This window comes from Hymenobacter sp. BT18 (assembly GCF_012273015.1).
GTDB lineage: Bacteria > Bacteroidota > Bacteroidia > Cytophagales > Hymenobacteraceae > Hymenobacter > Hymenobacter lutimineralis.
The window spans coordinates 1,123,285-1,140,381 of the sequence record NZ_CP050954.1; the positions used below are offsets into that span (position 1 = coordinate 1,123,285).

15 protein-coding genes are annotated in these 17,097 nt (G+C 62.1%); 8 read left to right on the forward strand and 7 right to left on the reverse strand.

The window, feature by feature from the left end:
* From ilvA to HER32_RS04710, 8 genes are all read left to right on the forward strand, one after another.
* Window positions 1-1,272: a threonine ammonia-lyase IlvA gene (ilvA, locus tag HER32_RS04675; protein ID WP_149071874.1), complete on the forward strand. Its 1,272-nt coding sequence runs from the start codon at window positions 1-3 to the stop codon at window positions 1,270-1,272.
* Window positions 1,273-1,510: 238 nt separating this feature from the next.
* Complete coding sequence (locus HER32_RS04680; protein ID WP_168680904.1) at window positions 1,511-2,677, forward strand: 2-isopropylmalate synthase; 1,167 nt, start codon at window positions 1,511-1,513, stop codon at window positions 2,675-2,677.
* A gap of 105 nt (window positions 2,678-2,782) precedes the next feature.
* Window positions 2,783-4,177 carry a 3-isopropylmalate dehydratase large subunit gene (leuC, locus tag HER32_RS04685; protein ID WP_168680905.1) on the forward strand — a complete coding sequence of 465 codons (1,395 nt, stop codon included), beginning with the start codon at window positions 2,783-2,785 and terminating at the stop codon, window positions 4,175-4,177.
* 15 nt (window positions 4,178-4,192) lie between these two features.
* Window positions 4,193-4,792: a 3-isopropylmalate dehydratase small subunit gene (leuD, locus tag HER32_RS04690; RefSeq protein WP_168680906.1), complete on the forward strand. Its 600-nt coding sequence runs from the start codon at window positions 4,193-4,195 to the stop codon at window positions 4,790-4,792.
* The gene (leuB, locus tag HER32_RS04695; protein ID WP_168683213.1) at window positions 4,789-5,904 is read left to right on the forward strand and encodes a 3-isopropylmalate dehydrogenase; all 1,116 of its coding nucleotides are present in this window, start codon (window positions 4,789-4,791) and stop codon (window positions 5,902-5,904) included. Before leuD ends, leuB begins: the two co-directional genes overlap by 4 nt.
* A gap of 258 nt (window positions 5,905-6,162) precedes the next feature.
* The gene (locus tag HER32_RS04700; protein ID WP_149071879.1) at window positions 6,163-7,122 is read left to right on the forward strand and encodes an alpha/beta fold hydrolase; all 960 of its coding nucleotides are present in this window, start codon (window positions 6,163-6,165) and stop codon (window positions 7,120-7,122) included.
* Window positions 7,123-7,322: 200 nt separating this feature from the next.
* Window positions 7,323-8,333: a sensor histidine kinase gene (locus HER32_RS04705; RefSeq protein WP_149071880.1), complete on the forward strand. Its 1,011-nt coding sequence runs from the start codon at window positions 7,323-7,325 to the stop codon at window positions 8,331-8,333.
* A 74-nt stretch (window positions 8,334-8,407) separates the two neighbouring features.
* The gene (locus HER32_RS04710) at window positions 8,408-9,208 is read left to right on the forward strand and encodes a LytR/AlgR family response regulator transcription factor (RefSeq protein ID WP_168680907.1); all 801 of its coding nucleotides are present in this window, start codon (window positions 8,408-8,410) and stop codon (window positions 9,206-9,208) included.
* Between the two features lie 145 nt (window positions 9,209-9,353).
* Here HER32_RS04710 and HER32_RS04715 read toward each other — a convergent pair whose 3' ends face one another.
* From HER32_RS04715 to HER32_RS04745, 7 genes are all read right to left on the reverse strand, one after another.
* On the reverse strand, window positions 9,354-9,944 hold the full coding sequence (locus HER32_RS04715; protein WP_168680908.1) for a phosphatase PAP2 family protein: 591 nt from the start codon (window positions 9,942-9,944) through the stop codon (window positions 9,354-9,356).
* Window positions 9,945-9,965: 21 nt separating this feature from the next.
* Window positions 9,966-10,751: a LytR/AlgR family response regulator transcription factor gene (locus tag HER32_RS04720; RefSeq protein WP_232066380.1), complete on the reverse strand. Its 786-nt coding sequence runs from the start codon at window positions 10,749-10,751 to the stop codon at window positions 9,966-9,968.
* A gap of 41 nt (window positions 10,752-10,792) precedes the next feature.
* Window positions 10,793-11,917, reverse strand: coding sequence for a sensor histidine kinase (locus HER32_RS04725; protein ID WP_168680909.1), 1,125 nt, complete (start codon window positions 11,915-11,917; stop codon window positions 10,793-10,795).
* 182 nt (window positions 11,918-12,099) lie between these two features.
* Complete coding sequence (locus HER32_RS04730; protein ID WP_168680910.1) at window positions 12,100-12,801, reverse strand: hypothetical protein; 702 nt, start codon at window positions 12,799-12,801, stop codon at window positions 12,100-12,102.
* Between the two features lie 347 nt (window positions 12,802-13,148).
* Window positions 13,149-15,329, reverse strand: coding sequence for a TonB-dependent receptor (locus tag HER32_RS04735; RefSeq protein ID WP_168680911.1), 2,181 nt, complete (start codon window positions 15,327-15,329; stop codon window positions 13,149-13,151).
* Window positions 15,330-15,672: 343 nt separating this feature from the next.
* Window positions 15,673-16,428 carry a phosphodiester glycosidase family protein gene (locus tag HER32_RS04740; RefSeq protein WP_168680912.1) on the reverse strand — a complete coding sequence of 252 codons (756 nt, stop codon included), beginning with the start codon at window positions 16,426-16,428 and terminating at the stop codon, window positions 15,673-15,675.
* Complete coding sequence (locus tag HER32_RS04745) at window positions 16,415-16,936, reverse strand: hypothetical protein (RefSeq protein WP_168680913.1); 522 nt, start codon at window positions 16,934-16,936, stop codon at window positions 16,415-16,417. The genes HER32_RS04740 and HER32_RS04745 overlap by 14 nt, the downstream gene beginning before the upstream one ends.
* Between the last annotated feature and the right edge of the window lie 161 nt (window positions 16,937-17,097).

Genomic DNA, 17,097 nt, shown 5'->3' on the forward strand with positions numbered 1-17,097 from the left:
ATGGAACAAGAAACCCTCACCGCCAGCCCCGTTGTGCAACTGGCCAACGTAGAGCGCGCCGCCCGCACCCTGGATGGCGTCATCTACAAAACCCTGCTGCAGCACAATCTGGGCCTTTCGGATGCTTACGGGGCCCAGGTCTACCTCAAGCGCGAAGACCTACAGGTGGTGCGCTCCTACAAAATCCGGGGGGCCTATAATAAGATTGCCGGGCTGAGTCGGGAACAGGTGACCCGCGACGTGGTCTGCGCTTCGGCCGGCAACCACGCCCAGGGCGTGGCCTATGCCTGCCAGCTGCTCGGAATTCGCGGCCACATCTTCATGCCCGCCCAAACGCCGGCCCAGAAGGTGAGTAAAGTGCGGCTGTTTGGCAAAGACCAAGTAGAAGTGGTGCTGGTAGGCGCCACCTTCGACGACACGTACCAAGCCGCCAAGAACTTCTGCGACCAGCGCGGCAGCACCTTCGTGCACCCGTTCGACGACCTGGCCATAGTAGAAGGCCAGGCCACCGTGGGCCTGGAAATCCTACGCGACGCCCCTGCTTCCATCGACTTTCTGTTTATGCCCATCGGCGGCGGGGGGCTAGCTTCGGGCGTAAGCAGCGTGTTCCGGCAGCTGAGCCCCCACACCCGCCTGATTGGCGTGCAGCCGCTGGGGGCCCCTTCCATGCAGCAGGCTATTGCCAACGGACAGCGCCAAGCCCTGGAATCTATTGAGAGCTTCGTGGATGGCGCAGCCGTGAAGTGCCCCGGCGAGCTGACATTTCAGCTGTGCCAGGAGCTGCTGGATGAGGTGGCGTTAGTGCCCGAAGGCCAAGTGTGTGAGGACCTGCTGAAGATGTACAACGAGGAAGGCATTGTGCTGGAGCCCGCGGGCACGCTCAGCGTCTCGGCCCTGCACCAGTACGCCGACCAGATTCGGGGCAAAACGGTGGTGTGCGTGCTTAGCGGCTCCAACAACGACATCACCCGCATGGAGGAAATCAAGGAGCGGGCCATGCGCCACCAGGGCCGCAAGCATTACTTCCTGGTTACCTTCAACCAGAAGCCCGGGGCTCTGCGCCGCTTCGTCAACCACGTGCTCCGGGAAGGCGACGACATCATTCAGTTTCAGTACATTAAAAAGAACAATAAGGAAAAAGGCCCCGTTTTCATCGGTCTGGAAGTGCAGAACCCACACGAGGTAGCGGGCATTCAGCAGCGTATGGCCGACGAAGGCTTCGGCTACGAGTACCTGAACGGCAAGCAGGACTTCTTGAGTCTGCTGGTATAAGGCAAGTAGCTGCACTGATTTAAGATAAAATAGTAGCCTCGCTACCTCAGAATGAAGGCCGCTTGCTTATTTCAGGATTTGGCCGTTGTAGTTTAATTTATTTTCCATATTTGATTATCAACAAGTTACAAACGCAACGTCAACTTTTAGAAATAGTAGGCGTGCTGATTAACCGTTTTCATAGCCCCCTGAAGTCCGTGTACTTGCGAGTAGCCTTTTCGCCGAAAGACCTTACCCTATGGCTACTCAGAAAATCCACATCTTCGATACGACCCTGCGCGACGGGGAGCAAGTGCCGGGCTGCAAGCTCAACCGGGACGAGAAACTGCTCATTGCCCGGCAGCTGGAGCTACTCGGCGTCGACGTGATTGAGGCGGGCTTTCCGGTTTCCAGTCCCGGCGACTTTGCCGCCGTGGCGGCCATTGCGGCCCAAACGCGCTACGCCACCGTCTGTGGCCTCTCGCGGGCCGTAGAACACGACATCGTGACGGCGGCGGAAGCCCTGAAATCGGCCAAATATCCGCGTATTCATACCGGCATCGGCACTTCCGAGTCCCACATCAAGTTCAAACTCTGCACCACGCCCGACAAGATTATTGAGCGGGCCGTGGCGGCCGTGAAGCTGGCCAAGAGCTTTGTGGAAGACGTGGAGTTTTACGCCGAAGATGCCGGCCGCACCGACAACGAGTTCCTGGCCCGCGTGTGCGAAGCCGTTATTCGGGCTGGTGCCACGGTGCTCAACATTCCTGACACCACCGGCTACTGCCTGCCCAGCGAGTACGGCGCCAAGATCAAGTACCTGGCCGACAACGTGCGCGGCATCGAGCACGTGCGCCTTTCCACGCACTGCCACAACGATTTGGGCATGGCTACGGCCAACTCCATTTCGGGTGTGCTCAATGGAGCCCAGCAGGTGGAGTGCACCATCAACGGGGTGGGCGAGCGGGCCGGCAATACGGCGTTGGAAGAAGCCGTGATGGTGCTCCGCCAGCACCCCTACCTCAACTTCGAAACCGGCATCAACACCAAGCTGCTGGCCGAAACCTCGGCTATGGTCTCGCACCTCATGAGCATGCCCGTGCAGCCGAACAAGGCCATTGTAGGGGCCAATGCGTTTTCGCACTCCAGCGGCATTCACCAGGATGGCGTGATTAAACACCGCGAAACCTACGAAATCATTGACCCGCGCGAGGTGGGCATGCCCGACTCGGCCATTGTGCTCACGGCCCGCTCCGGCCGCGCGGCCCTGGCCTACCGCCTCCAGAAAATCGGCTACGACTTCGACCGCACGGCCCTCAACAAAGCTTACGCGTCGTTTGTGGCCCTCGCCGACCGCCAGAAGGAAGTCGTGGACGAGGATTTGCACGTGATGGTCGAGCAGGAAAACCTCGTTACCGTCGGCTAACCCAACGCTGGACCGTCATGCCAACACACCCGGGCACGACGGTTTTCTATTTTACGCTGAGCCCGAACTACGGGAAGCCCAGGCTCCCGTCACCCCACCCTTCTCATGGCTAAGACCTTATTCGATAAAATCTGGGACGCCCACGTGGTGCGCGAAGTAGCCGGTGGCCTCACCGTGTTCTACATCGACCGGCACCTGATTCATGAAGTCACCAGCCCGCAGGCGTTTGACGAGCTGACGGCCCGCGGCCTCACGCTGCGCCGCCCCGGTCAGATTGTGGCCACTGCCGACCACAACGTACCCACGCGCCACCAAGACCAGCCCATTCAGGACCCCCTGTCCCGCTCTCAGGTAGATAAGCTCACCGAGAACTGCGCTAAGTTTGGCGTGGAGCTCTACGGCCTCGGCCACCAGTACCAGGGCATTGTGCACGTCATCGGGCCGGAGCTGGGCATTACCCAGCCGGGCCTGACGATGGTGTGCGGCGACTCCCACACCTCCACGCACGGGGCGTTTGGCACCATTGCCTTCGGCATCGGCACCAGCCAGGTAACGCAGGTTATGGCCTCCCAGTGCCTGCTGCTCGACAAGCCCAAGCGCATGCGCATCACCCTGGACGGGGAGCTGCGCCCCGGCGTATCAGCCAAGGACTTGATCCTGCACGTTATTTCCCAGCTGGGCACCGGCGGCGCCACCGGCTACTTCGTGGAGTACGCCGGCAGTGCCATCCGCGCCCTGAGCATGGAAGGCCGCATGACGGTGTGCAACATGAGCATTGAAATGGGCGCCCGCGGCGGCCTCATTGCCCCCGATGCCACTACGTTCAGCTACCTCGAAGGCCGCCGCTTTGCGCCCCAGGGCGATAACTGGGACCGGGCCGTGGCTTACTGGCAGACGCTCTATTCCGACGAAGACGCGCAGTTCGACGCCGAGCTGCAGTTCGACGCCTCGGCTATTCAGCCGATGATAACCTACGGCACCAACCCCGGCATGGGCATCCCGCTCAGTGCCAGCATTCCCATGCTGGCCGACGCGGGCGAGGCGGCTAGCTTCGACAAGTCGCTGCGCTACATGGGCTTTGAGGCGGGTGAGTCACTGCTGGGCAAGGAAATCAACTACGTGTTCATCGGCAGCTGCACCAATTCCCGCATCGAGGACTTGCGCACGGTGGCAGCTTACGTGAAGGGCAAGCGCAAGGCGGCCCACGTGGAGGCCATCATCGTGCCCGGCTCCAAGCAGGTAGAGCTGCAGGCCATAGCCGAAGGAATTGACCAAGTGCTGGCCGACGCGGGCTTTGAGCTGCGCGAACCGGGCTGCAGCGCCTGCCTGGCCATGAACGACGACAAGATTCCGGCCGGGGCCTACTGCGTGTCGACCTCCAACCGCAACTTCGAAGGCCGCCAGGGTCCCGGCGCCCGCACGCTGCTGGCCTCCCCGCTGGTGGCGGCTATTACCGCCGTGGAAGGTCGCCTGGTTGACATCACGCAGTACTTGAACTAACCTGTCTCCCACCCCATGGAAAAGTTTCAGACCCTGCAATCCGGCGTGGTGCCCCTGCCCATCGAAAACGTGGACACCGACCAGATTATCCCGGCCCGCTTCCTGAAGGCGACGACCCGGGAAGGCTTCGGGGCCAACCTATTTGCCGACTGGCGCTACGCCGCCGGCGGCCAGCCGAAAACCGATTTTGTCCTCAACGACCCGCGCTACCAGGGCCACCAGATTCTGCTGGCCGGCAAAAACTTCGGGTGCGGCTCCAGCCGGGAGCACGCCGCCTGGGCCCTGTACGACGCCGGTTTTCGGGTGGTCATCAGCAGCTACTTCGCCGATATTTTTCGGGGCAATGCCCTGAACACCGGGCTGCTGCCCCTGCAGGTTTCGGATGAGGTGCTGCAGGCTTTGTTTGCCGCCGTGGCCGCCGACCCGCAGCTACCGCTGACGGTAGACCTGGGTGCGCAAACCCTCACGGTGCCCGGCCGGACGGAAGCCATTTCCTTCGAGCTGGATGCCTACAAAAAAGAGTGCCTGCTGAACGGGTACGACGACATTGATTTTCTCATTAGCCAAGAGGCGGCCATTACGGCCTACGAACAGCAACGGTCATGGATAGCATAAGCAAACGTATTGTGGTGTTGCCCGGCGACGGTATCGGGTCGGAAGTGTGTAGCGAGGCGGTGCGCGTGCTCAAGGCCGTGGGCGACCGGTTCGGCCACGAGTTTACCTTCGACTACCAGCTGATGGGCGCCTGCGCCATTGATGCCGTGGGCACCCCGCTGCCGGATGTGACCCTGGAAGCCTGCCGCCGCGCCGACGCCGTGCTGCTCGGCGCCATCGGCGACCCGAAATACGACAACGACCCCACCGCCAAAGTGCGCCCCGAGCAAGGCCTGCTGGGTTTGCGCAAGTCGCTGGGCCTGTACGCCAACATTCGGCCTATCACGGCCTACGACCAGCTGCTGGAACATTCCCCGCTGAAAGCCGAGCGTATTCAGGGCACCGATATTCTGATATTCCGGGAGCTGACCGGCGGTATCTACTTCGGGGAGAAAGGCCGCAGCGAGGACCGCGCCAGCGCCTACGACCACTGCACCTACCACCGCGACGAGATTCTGCGCATTGCGCACCTGGCCTTCAAGGCCGCCGAAACGCGCCGCCACAAGCTCACGCTGGTCGATAAGGCCAACGTGCTGGAAACTTCCCGCCTCTGGCGCGAGACGGTGCAGAGCATTGCGCCTCAGTACCCGAGCGTGGCCCTCGATTATCTGTTCGTGGACAACGCCGCCATGCAAATCATCCTGAACCCGCGCCAGTTCGATGTGATGCTGACGGAAAACATGTTCGGCGACATCATTTCCGACGAGGCTTCCGTCATTGCTGGGTCACTGGGCTTGCTGCCCTCCGCCTCCATTGGCGACGGTTCGGCCCTGTTTGAGCCCATCCACGGTTCTTATCCGCAGGCCAAGGGCAAGGGCATTGCCAACCCTATTGCTACCATTCTTTCGGCGGCCATGCTGCTGGACCACTTCGGCCTGCCGGAAGAAGCCGACTGCGTGCGCGATGCCGTGCAGCACGCTCTCGATGAAGGTGTGGTAACGCCGGAGCTAAACCCAGCTGTGGTGCACACCACCGAGCAGGTGGGCAGTTTCATTGCCTACGCGGTACTGGACATTGCCGACTGTGAGCTGCACCGCAACAACATCCGGCTGGGCATGAGCACGATTATCTAAGTTGTGAGAGGGCGATTTAGTTCGTCACTAATTCGCCGCTTAAAAAGTACCTCAGGGGTGGGGTTAAAGCCCGAGTATCTGGTCGCCGGACCGGATGCTTGGGCTTTTTAGCGTTTGAGGGGCAGCAATCGGCCCCGGCGGTTTTGGCGGTTCACCGGGTGCGGGCGACGCTTCACCCGGTTTAGCCTCGGGCCGCGCAAGCAAAGTGCGGATGTTTGAAGCATCAAATCTGGCTTCTCAACCCGCACACTTCGTCTTATGAAAACGCTTCGCCCCAACTTCGCCTTCCTGATTCGCACCCTCTGCGGCCTGCTGCTCACCCTCGTGCTCCTGCAAACAGCCACCGCAGGCGGCCTCCCGAATGGCACGCCGGCATTTCAGACCTCGGATGGGGTGAAGCTCTTCGTAAAAGTAGCCGGCCAGGGGCTGCCCTGCCTGTTTGTGCACGGCGGCCCGGGCGCGGGCAGCCAGGCGGTGGAAGTGCTGGCCGGCGCACCGCTGGAAAAGCAGCTGCAGATGATTTACCTCGACCAGCGCGGCAGTGGCCGCTCGGCCAGCGACCCACAGAAAAACTACTCCCTGGAGCGCCAGGTGCAGGACATGGAAGAGCTGCGCCAGCAGTTGAAGCTGGAAAAATGGACGCTGATGGCCCACTCCTTCGGCGGTATCCTGGCCACGACCTACGCGCAGAAATACCCCGGCCGCGTGCACAGCCTGATTCTGGTCAACGCAATTCTGAATTTGCCGGCTTCGATGGAAAGCACCACGGCCTATGGCTACACCCTGCTGCCCGCCGCTACCCGCCCGCCGCTGGATGCCGCCGCGCCCCTCCCCCAGCGCTACTTCATGGTGACGGGGCTGCTCCAGCGCCAGGGCCTCTACAACCAGCTTCAATACGCCTCCGACTCCTCGGCCGCCCGGGTGAGCCGCACGATGAAAGGCCAGCCCGCCAACCACGATTTTGCCGCCAACATGTTCCAGAACCCCGGCAACTACCTGCTCGATTACACGCCCGCCACGGCCAGCCTTGCTATGCCGGTCCTGGTTCTCACCGGCCAGCAGGACTACGTAACCGGCCCTGAGCATTACAAGAGCTTCCGCTTCCCCCAGCAGCAAGTAGTGGTTTTGCCTGGGAAACACGTGCCCTTCCTCGATAACCCGCAGGAATTCAACCAGGCCGTGCAGCGCTTCGTGCGCCAGTTGCCCCGCAAAAGCTAAATCGAGGGCTGCGAATTTTTTCATTAAACGTCATGCTGAGCTTGTCGAAGCATCTCTACCTCTGGCTAACATAATCGTGAGAGCGAAGCGGTAGAGATGCTTCGACAAGCTCAGCATGACGTTCTGGAAATCATTTTCACTAGCCTATCAAAACAGTTCAGCCATCTGTTTGCGCCGCGAAAAAGCTACTTTTACCTTCCATGAACGACCGAAAGTTTTTGCTCTGGGGCATTCCCATTCTCGCGCTGCTGGTGCTGATTCCCCGGGGCGTGCTGTACATTCGGTCGGTGCCGGTTTTTTTCCTGAACTGGGGCATTTCGATGCTGTTCACCTGTGCCTTCTGGTTTACGGGAAGGGCGCTATGGCGGGCCTTGTTTCGGCGCTTTCCGCGGGTAGACCAGACCCGCAAGCGGCTCTGGCGGCTGGCAGTCATCAATACGGCTATTGCGGCGGCTGTCACGTTCATCCTCGACAGCGTGGCGGCCTGGGCCCAGGGCGGGCAGTTGGATAGCGCCACGTTCTGGCGGGAGTTTGGGCTGAATATGGTGCCTACCGTGGTCATTCAGCTGATTTATGAGAGTATGAACTTCTTTCAGCAGTGGGAAGAAAACGTGCGCCGGGCCGAGCAGCTCCAGAGTGCCGGCGTGCAAAGCCAACTCGAAGCCTTGCAAAGCCAACTCGACCCCCACTTCCTGTTCAACTCCCTCAACACCTTGTCGGCCCTCATTGAGCCCGACAACGAGCCGGCCCAGGACTTTGTGGAGCAGCTTTCCGACGTGTACCGCTACGTACTGCTGGCCCGCGACCGAACGACCGTGCCACTGAGCGAGGAGCTAGCCTTTGTGGATACCTACCTGGCCTTGCATAAGGCCCGCTTCCGCGACAACCTACACGTGACGATGGATGTGCCGCCTACCGCGCTGGCGCAGCACGTAGCTCCTTTGAGCGTGCAGCTGCTGGTGGAAAATGCCCTGAAGCATAACGTTGCTTCGCGGGAACATCCGCTGCAGCTCCGCCTCGCAGCCGACCCCGTAGCCGGCCTCTTCACCGTCGAAAACACCCTACGGCCGCGCACGGCGGGCCTGGCACCCGGCACGGGCACAGGCTTGCGCAACGTGCGTCACCGCTACGAGCTGCTCCACGCCCCGCACCCGGTGGACGTCACTTCCGAGGCAGGCATCTTCCGGGTGCGGCTGCCGCTATTAAGGTAGTAGCTTCCGCTGCTGGCTTAGCTGGCTAAGACCGCAGCATTCACCATTTTACTACCGTACTATTTTACCGCCCCATGACCGTTCTGCTGCTCGAAGATGAGTACCCGGCCGCCGAGCGGCTGCAGCGCCTGCTCCGCCAGGCTGCCCCCGAGGCACAGGTGGCCGCCGTACTCGACAGCGTATCCGGCGCCGTGCAGTGGCTGGAAAGCAACCCCGCCCCCGACCTGATTCTCTCCGATATCCAGCTGGCCGATGGGCTGAGCCTGGAAATCTTCGACCAGCTCCTGGTGCGCAGCCCGGTTATCTTCACCACCGCCTACGACGCCTATGCCATTCGCGCTTTCAAAGCCAACAGCGTGGATTACCTACTGAAACCCGTAAAGCTAGTCGAGCTTACAGCCGCCCTCACCAAGCTGCGCGACTGGCGCCTGGCCCTGCGCGAATCAGCCGCTACCGGAGCCCCTGAAAAGGCTGACGAGGCCTCTGCGCACCGCCTGGAGCGCCTGGCCGATTCTCTTCCGCGGCCCGATCGGCAGTTTAAAACTCGTTTTCTGGTGCGCAGCGGCGAGCAGCTATTGCCCCTGCCCATATCCCAGGTGGCCTGGTTTCAGAGCCGCCACGAAACCACTACCCTCACCGCCACCGACGGGCGGCGCTTCGTGGTGGATTACACCTTGGAGCAGCTGGAAAGCCTGCTCGACCCCAGCCAGTTCTTCCGCCTCAACCGGCAGTTCATTGCTCAGCTGCCGGCCGTGCAGCGCCTGCACCCACACTTCAATGGGAAGCTGCTGCTGGACTTGCAGCCTGCTCCCAGCGACGAAGTACTGGTAAGCCGGGAAAAAGCGGCGGCGGTGAAAAGCTGGCTGGAAGGGTAATCAGGCCTGACGAGCTTTTCCCTTACCAAAGGAAAGGCCGCCCGGATGCCCCTGGTGCTAGCTAAGTCCCGAGTACTTCGCCGTCAGAAGCACTGAGAGTCACCGCCGTCGGTTTTTGATGAATGTCTCTCTTGTTTTGGGGCAGCTACAACTCCCAAGCCAGGAGCAAGCCGGCAATTGTACCCAGAAGTGTACCGGCCAGCAGTTCAGAGGCCGTGTGGCGGCGTAGTACCAATCGGGAGGCAGCTACCAGCCCAGCGGCTACCAGCGCAAGCCAGCCCCAGCCAGGGTACAAGGTGAGCACTACGCAAGCCAGGAAGAAAGAAATGGCGGCGTGCAACGACACCTTCAGCCAAAAGTTGAGCGCAAAGCATACCAGTAGCAGTGCCCACACGGCAAGCAGCCCGTACCGAAAGGCCCCGCCCTGCTGCTGCCAGAATAGCCCTGCGGTGGCAGCACCCAGCAAGACCAGCAATACCTGATAAAAGCTGTGACGCTGCGTCCTTTGCGACACGTCGAAATTGGTGTAGCCACCGCGCCGCGTCTGCCACAGATTCCACACGCTGATGGGCCCTACTACCAGCAGCGCCACGCTACCTATTATCCAGGCCGAGCCAGACCCCGGCACGTGGTGTCGGGCTACAAGCACCGCAAATACCATGGTAGTAACGAGGGGATGGCCCAGAAAGGAAACGACTGCCGAAACCCGGTACAGCAGCGAAGAGGAAACACCCATACGAAAAGGACTTACCACCCGCTACCGATCCAGCCAGGCCTTAAACGCCCCAACTTTCTCCCGGCTCACCAGCACGGTGTCGTTGTCGGGGGCAGCGGGCTTGAGGACGGTTTGCAGGCGGGAGTTAGTGTAGTGAATGATGTCGTGGATGGCCTCGGCGTGGGCGAGGTAGGCACGGTTGAGGCGGAAAAACTCGGTGGGGTCGAGCATGCCTTCCAGTTGCTCCAGGGTGTAATCTACCACGAAGCGCCGACCTTCCCGGGTGTGCAGCAGGGTCACTTTTTCCAGACTGGCGAAGTAGGCAATCTGCTCCACGGGAATGGCTTTCAGGTGCACCCCTACCCGCACCACAAAGCGCGACTTGTACTCCTTGGCAGGCTGGGCCTGGCGCAGCACCTGGGCCAGCAATGCGGCATCAAAAGCCGGGGCAGCGGCCTCGCGCTGGCGGCGCAGCTTGTCCAGGGCGGCCGTCAGCTCCTCCGGGTCGATGGGCTTGAGCAGGTAGTCCACGCTGTTCACCTTGAAGGCGCGCAGGGCGTACTTGTCGTAGGCCGTGGTGAAGATAACCGGGCTCTGCACGTCCAGCCGCTCAAACAGCTCGAAGCTCAGTCCATCGGCCAGGTGGATATCCAGAAACAGCACATCGGGCGCAGGGCGCAGGGCGCGCAGCAGGGCCTCAGCCTCCGCTACCGACTCGGCCGTGCCAACCACCTCTACCGGCTGCGGCTGCTTGCGCAGCAGCTCCGTGAGGCGGCGGGCAGCCAGGGGTTCATCTTCAATAATGAGGGCGCGCACGGGTGTGTTCATAAGCGAAAGTAACGCGACGGAGGAATGCCAGCCTAAAAAAACTACTGCAGCTCCAGCAGCGGCAGCGTCACGCGGAACTCGGTTTCGGTTTGGGCTACCTGCACGGGCTGCTGGGTGAGGAAGGCGTAGCGCGCCGCCAGGTTCTGCAGCCCCAGGCCCGTGGATTCGCCCTCGGCCAGGCGGCGCGGGCGGCGCTGGTTGCGCACCGTAAGCGTGCGGGAAGCCACGTCCAGCGTCACCTGAATTTGCAGCGGGTCGCGCTGGGAGGTGGCGTTGTGCTTGAGGGCATTTTCCAGCAGCAGCTGCACGGCCAGCGGGGGCACCAGCAGGGTTTCCGCCGTAGCGGCGGGCAAGCTTGGCATCTCCACCTGCACGCCTTCCCCCAGGCGGGTGCGCTGCAGAAACAGGTAGGCCTCCACGAAGCGCAGTTCCTCGGCCAGCGGCACCACTTCCTGCTCCTGGGCATCAAGCACGTAGCGGTATACCTGGCTGAGCTGGCGGATAAAGCGCGTGGCGCGGGCCGGGTCATTTTCCTCCACCAACGAGGTCAGCGCGTTCAGGGAGTTGAACAGAAAGTGTGGGTCGAGCTGGCGGCGCAGGGAGTCGGCCTGAGCCTGGGCATTTTCCTTCTGTAGCCGCTCCGTCTGGATGGCCGCCTCGCGCCAGCCCAGCAGAAACGAGCGGCTGTGCATAAACAACGACACCACCACCGTAATCAGCAGGGGAATAATAAACTGCCGGATGGAGAGGTCGGAGAGTGGACGGTGGTGGTAAAAAACCAGAAAGCCACCCGACACCAGCAAAATGACCAGCAACGACATTACCAGGGAAAAAGCCAGCGTGATGAGGAACCGCCGGATAGGCTGGGCCGTCCAGTCGACGCGGCGGTTAAGCCACTCGCTGGGGTAGCCGTTGGCCAGCCACAGCCCCACGGTGTAGCAGAAGTTGTAGCTGAACGTTACCAGGAAATCCTCGCTCCACACGGCGCAGCCCCGGCAAAACAGGAAGCTTAGCCCCAGCGAGGCAGTAGTCATCAGGCCCAGCCCCCAGGCCAGCTTGCGGTGCGGGTAGTGCCGGCCCAAGTTGGCCACCTCGGCGGCAGTAATGGGCGCCGGCGCGTTGGGGGGCGCTACGGCCGGTTTCGATAGCAAGGCAGAATCAGCCATAAGATACAAGCCCGTAGGCCGGAAAAAAGCAGGGGCAAAAGATACGCACAAAGGGGCGAGCCGGGGGTATGGCGGCTTCTTAAGCCCGTTGTGCCAGCAGTGCGTCCCTCCTGCGGGAAGGTTGTCGTGGCATCAGCCCGTCCTGCTGGTCTTGTCGAAGCAGGACAGGCTTGAATGCCTCCTTACTTCGCGGCCGTGGCTTCGTAGTTTTTCAGGCGGCCGAGCACCTGCCGCTCGCCCCAGTTGGGGGCCACGGCGGAAGCGGGCTTGAAGGCGGCAAAGCGCACTTTGGCTTGCTCGTAGATAGGCTTGGCCACCTCGGCCCCGCCCCCAAACATGCTGGGCGTGTAGTACACGTTGTTGGCTTGCACCAGGTAGATGCGCGGGTTGGCCGGGTTCAGTTTTTTGGCCTGCGCCAGCGTCTCGTTCACCATGCCCGAGTACTTCATGGAGCGCATCATTGGGGCCACGCCCAGGCGGGCCTGGTAGAGGTAGGCCTGCAGCACGAGCAGCTCCGATTCGTCGCCGCCCAGCTTGCGGGCCTGGGTGAGGGCGGTTTCAGCCTGGTCGAGGTACTTATCCTTGGTGTCGCCGTCTTCCTTGCTCACAAAGCAGGTGATAACGCGGGTATAGGCCTGGTAGTAGCGCGGCAGCCAGTCCTGGGGCTTCACCGAGGCGGCCCGCTCCAGTTTGGCGTCGGCCTGCTTGAGCTGGGCCGGGTCGCCGGTGCTCATCAGCTCCTGCACGGTGGCAGCTAGCAGCTGCGTGTAGGCATCGGTGGGCTGGGCGCCGGGCGCAGCCGGCGCAGCAGTAGCGGCGGTAGTCTGGGCCTGGGCGGCGAAGGAGGCGGCAACGAGGGCGAGGGCGAACAGGGTCTTTTTCATAACTCAGAAGGGCTGAAAAGTGGGTAAAAGCGTTGTTGTGTGGTTGAGTGATTCAAAGGTGCGGCACGGCCGGCCCCGCTGAAACTTGCCGTTACCGAAGCGTCGGATTTTCGGGATGAAGCGTCGGGAAGGGAGTTTCTGGTTGCTGGTTGCTGGTTGTTAGAAAAAGAACGTCATGCAGAGCGTAGCGAAGCATCTCGCTAGTGTGGTAACCCAATGAAGCGGTACAGATGCTACGGCCTTGCAGGAACCAGGCAAAGCGTGACAGTTACCACCACAACGTCAGCACGCGAGATGCTTCGCTACGCTCTGCATGACGTTGTTTTTCCTGGCAACTGGCAACTGAGCTACTCCGGGGCGGTATTCAGGTCTACCGGCTTCTTGTTGATGGAGATGAACAGGCCCACGAACAGCATGCGCGGGGCCGAGGGTGTGACGGCAGTGCGGGCGTAGGAACCGTCGGGGCTGGCCTGGGTGGCGTAGCGGTAGCCGTACACATTCTCGCGGCCCAGCACGTTGCTCACGCTCACGTAGAGGATGGTAAACTGCCCCCGGAGGCGGGTGAGGTAGCTGGCGTTGAAGCTCAGGTCCTGGTAGCTGGGCAGGCGGCCCTGGTTGTAGCCTTCCTGGGCAGGGTTGTGGTAGCGGCGCGGGCTGCCGTAGCTGGCCGTGAAGCCCACCTGGGTGTGCGCCTTGGCAATCCAGTACTTGCCCACGAGGCTCAGGTTGTGGCGTGCGGCAAAGGTGGGCACGGCCAGCATCGGGTCCTGCCGGGCCTGGCGGCGCGTGTCGAGCAAGCCGTAGCTCACCCAGTAATCGGTGTTGCGAAGGGTTTTTCGGTCGCGCCAGTACAGGTCGAGGCCGCGGGCGTAGCCGGTGCCGGCGCTGCGGTAGGCGGCGGGGTTGTGGGGCTGCTGCGCGTCGAATACGGTGAGGTTTTGATACGCCTTGTCGTAGGCTTCCAGGCGCAGGGTGCGGTTGTCGCGGGCATACTGGTAGGTGACCAGGGCATGACGGGCCCGCTCGAAGCGCAAGTCGTGGCTTACACGCAGCAGGTCGTTGGCGGGCGTCTGGTAAAACAAGCCGTAGGCCCCCGAAACCGAGCTATTCTCACTGGTTTGCCAGGCCAGGGCCAGGCGCGGGGCGGCGTTCCAGCGGCCCAGCACCGCCGAGTACTCGGCCCGGCCACCCACGCGGGCTCCCACCCGGTCGGCCAGGCTGATGTCGGCCTCGGCAAAGGCGGCCCCCCGGCGCTCGGTAAAGGAACCATCCTGCCAGATGGGGGCATCGGCGGCGGCCTGGTAGGTGCGGCGGTACTGCTGGCCCAGGGCTTCAGCACCCAGCTTCAGGCTCCAGTTGGCCCCGGCCGAGTCGTTGGTGAGCACCAGGCGGCCCACCAGACTTTGCTCCATTTCCCGCAGGCGCATGTCGACGGGGCGCACCTGGTTGTCGTCGCGGGTGAGGGCGGCGCCGGTGCTCAAACTCCAGCCCCGGCGCAGGGGGCTGCGGAAGGTGGCATTGAGGTAGCCGTTGCCGTTGCGCAGGGCCACGGTTTGGTCGGCGGTGAAGGCCTGGTTGGGCTGGCGCAAAGCCAGCTGCTGCTGCTGCCACACGCCGTACACTTTCAGCATGCCGGCCTCGCCGGTGCGGTGGCGCAAGCTCAGCGAGGAGCCCAGGCTCTGCGGGGCTTTCACCCACCCGAAGCTTTGCGGCACCAGTCCGTAGTAAGGCTGCAGGTTCATATAGTCGGCCGTAACGGCCACCGAGGTACGCTCCCAGCGCTGCACCCGACTCAGGCTCCCCCCCACCGACATCAAGCTCACGCCCGTCTGCGTTTCCGGGGCCAGATCAGTTGTATTCAGCAGCACCACGGCGCTGAGCGCCTGCCCGTACTCGGCCGAGTAGCCGCCGGTGCTGAACACGGTGCCCTTAAACAGGAAGGGCGAAAACCGCCCCCGGGCCGGTACGCTGGGCACCGAGCCGCCGTAGGGGTTCTGCACGGGCAGCCCATCGAGGTAGGTTTTCGTTTCGCCGGCGGCCCCGCCCCGCACGAACAGCTTGCCCTCGTCGCCCACCCGGGTGGTGCCGGGCAGGGCATTCAGGGCCCCGGCCACGTCGCCCAAGGCACCCGCCGTGGTCACAATGTCGAGGGGCTTGAGCACGGCGCTGCGCTTTTCGTCGCTGGCCTCGAAGGAGCCGGCCGTGATGACCACGCCGCCCAGCTGGTGCCGGTCGGCTTTCAGCTGCAGGGGCAGCGGCAGCTCCCCGCCCGCCAGTTGCACGGGCACCGCCTGGGCCAGGTAGCCCAGCAAACTGAGCTGCAGCGTTTGGGCGCCGGTTTGGGTGGTTTCGAAGCGAAAAGCGCCGACCGAGTCGGTGCTGGCCCCGTCGAAGGAGCCGCGCAGAAATACGTTTACGCCGGGCAAGGGCTGGCCGTGGTCGTCGCGCACGGTGCCGCGCAGGGTGGTGGTTTGGGCTAGCCCAAGCAGCGGGGCGAGCAGAAGCAGAACGAGAACAAGTGGTTTCATAGCCAGCAGCGGTGAGGTGATGGCTCAAAAGTGGCCCACCGCCACCGCGCCGGAAATTTGCTGTTACCGAAGCGTCAGAATCAGGGGATGAAGTGTTGGTGGTTGCTGGTTTCTAGTTGCTGGTTGTTCGTTGTCAGGCAGAACGTCATGCAGAGCGGAGCGAAGCATCTCGCGTGCTGACGTTGTGCTGGTAACTATCACGCTTCGCTTGGCGCCCACAAGACCATAGCATCTGGACCGCTTCGTTGGAGTACTGCTGCAACATCAGCACGCGAGATACTTCGCTGCGCTCTGCATGACGTTCTGCTATTCTCTATTCCTGGCAACCAGCAACCAGCAACAACTAATCAGCAACCACCCCTAGCATCACCCCAAAATCTCCATCCACCTGCTCCCAGCCCTGGGCGGGCAGGTAGGTGCGCGACACGAACCCGTCCAGGTACAGGGCCTGACGGCAGCCCTGGCGCTGGAAGTAGCGGGCGAAGTCGTAGAAGTTGATTTCCTGCCTCGACAGCACCAGCAGCACGCGCCCGTCGGGCAGCAGCCCCACGCCGTTGCGAATCTGGCGGTTCTGGGAGCCGGGCCGAAACGCCGGGTGCAGCTGCCCGTCCCGCACCAGCATGGGCCCCGACTGGGTGGCATATTGCACCTGCGGCCCCACCCGAAACGCGGCGGTGGGCACAATACCGGCTTGTCCGGCGCGGGTGAGGTAGAACACGCCGTTGGGCTGAAGATAAAAGTTGCCGATGCCGCGCGTGGTATCCAAGGGGGTGCGCTGCCGGCCGTCTTCGATGAACAGCCCCAGGGGCACCGGGCCGGTGCGGTACATGCCCCCGTTGCAGGCAAACACGAGGCGCTGCCCCCGGCCCATCAGCCAGTCGCGTAAGCGGCCGAGGCTGCGCAGGGGCTGGCCCTGCTCATCCCGCCAGTACAGGCGCAGCGTCTGCCGCCGCGGGTTCACCGTGTAGCTGATGAACTGGCTGGCGTCAGTAGAGTCGGGCGGGGTGCAGGCGGGGAGGGCGGCGCTCAGGGCAAGTAGCACCCCGCTAAGCCAAAGCTCGCAGGCTGTTTTGCGGCCGACTGTCTTAGTGGGGTGCATGCTGTTGGGCCGCATACCCCGCTACTTCTGCCGCCTGCGCTGCTTTTTTCTGAATAGCAGCAATGGTGCGCATTATGTAGAGCGCTACCAGGTTGACGCTAAGCCGGGTTTCCTCTCCACTGCTATTGAAATTTACCTGATAGCTTGAGACAGACGCTGATATAATGCTCTTGGTTTCTGCCGTAAAATCAGCCCCTAGTAAGACGCTCACGCCGGCAACATATTCCAGCCCAAAGCCCACCACGCTAAAACTAATCACCTGCAGGGCCTGATTGAGCATGGAAAGTTGAAGTCCTTTCTCCGTGTGGCCTTTCAGCAGCTGCTGACCGCAGTAGATAGAGTAGCTGTGTAAGCCAAATCCTACGGCCAGTGCCAGGAGCGAGCCGCCCGTGAGGTAGCCACTCAGCACCATCAGCCAGAACATCAGACCAATCCCTAGCACCCCACCAATAATCTGATAGTACGCCAGCCATTTCAGGGTATGCTCGGCTTTTCGATAAACGGACATGGGTGGATTTTCCTCAGGTAGTTTCTGGTTCTTTCGGCGGCGCCTTTGCTTGAGCTGTCCAAACTACGCCAATCCTAGCTATTCCCTCAACGTGCCGTCCTGTTATCCTGAAAAGTCAACGAGTTGTCCAGCGAAGCCAACGGGTTGTCCGCGGAGGAAAC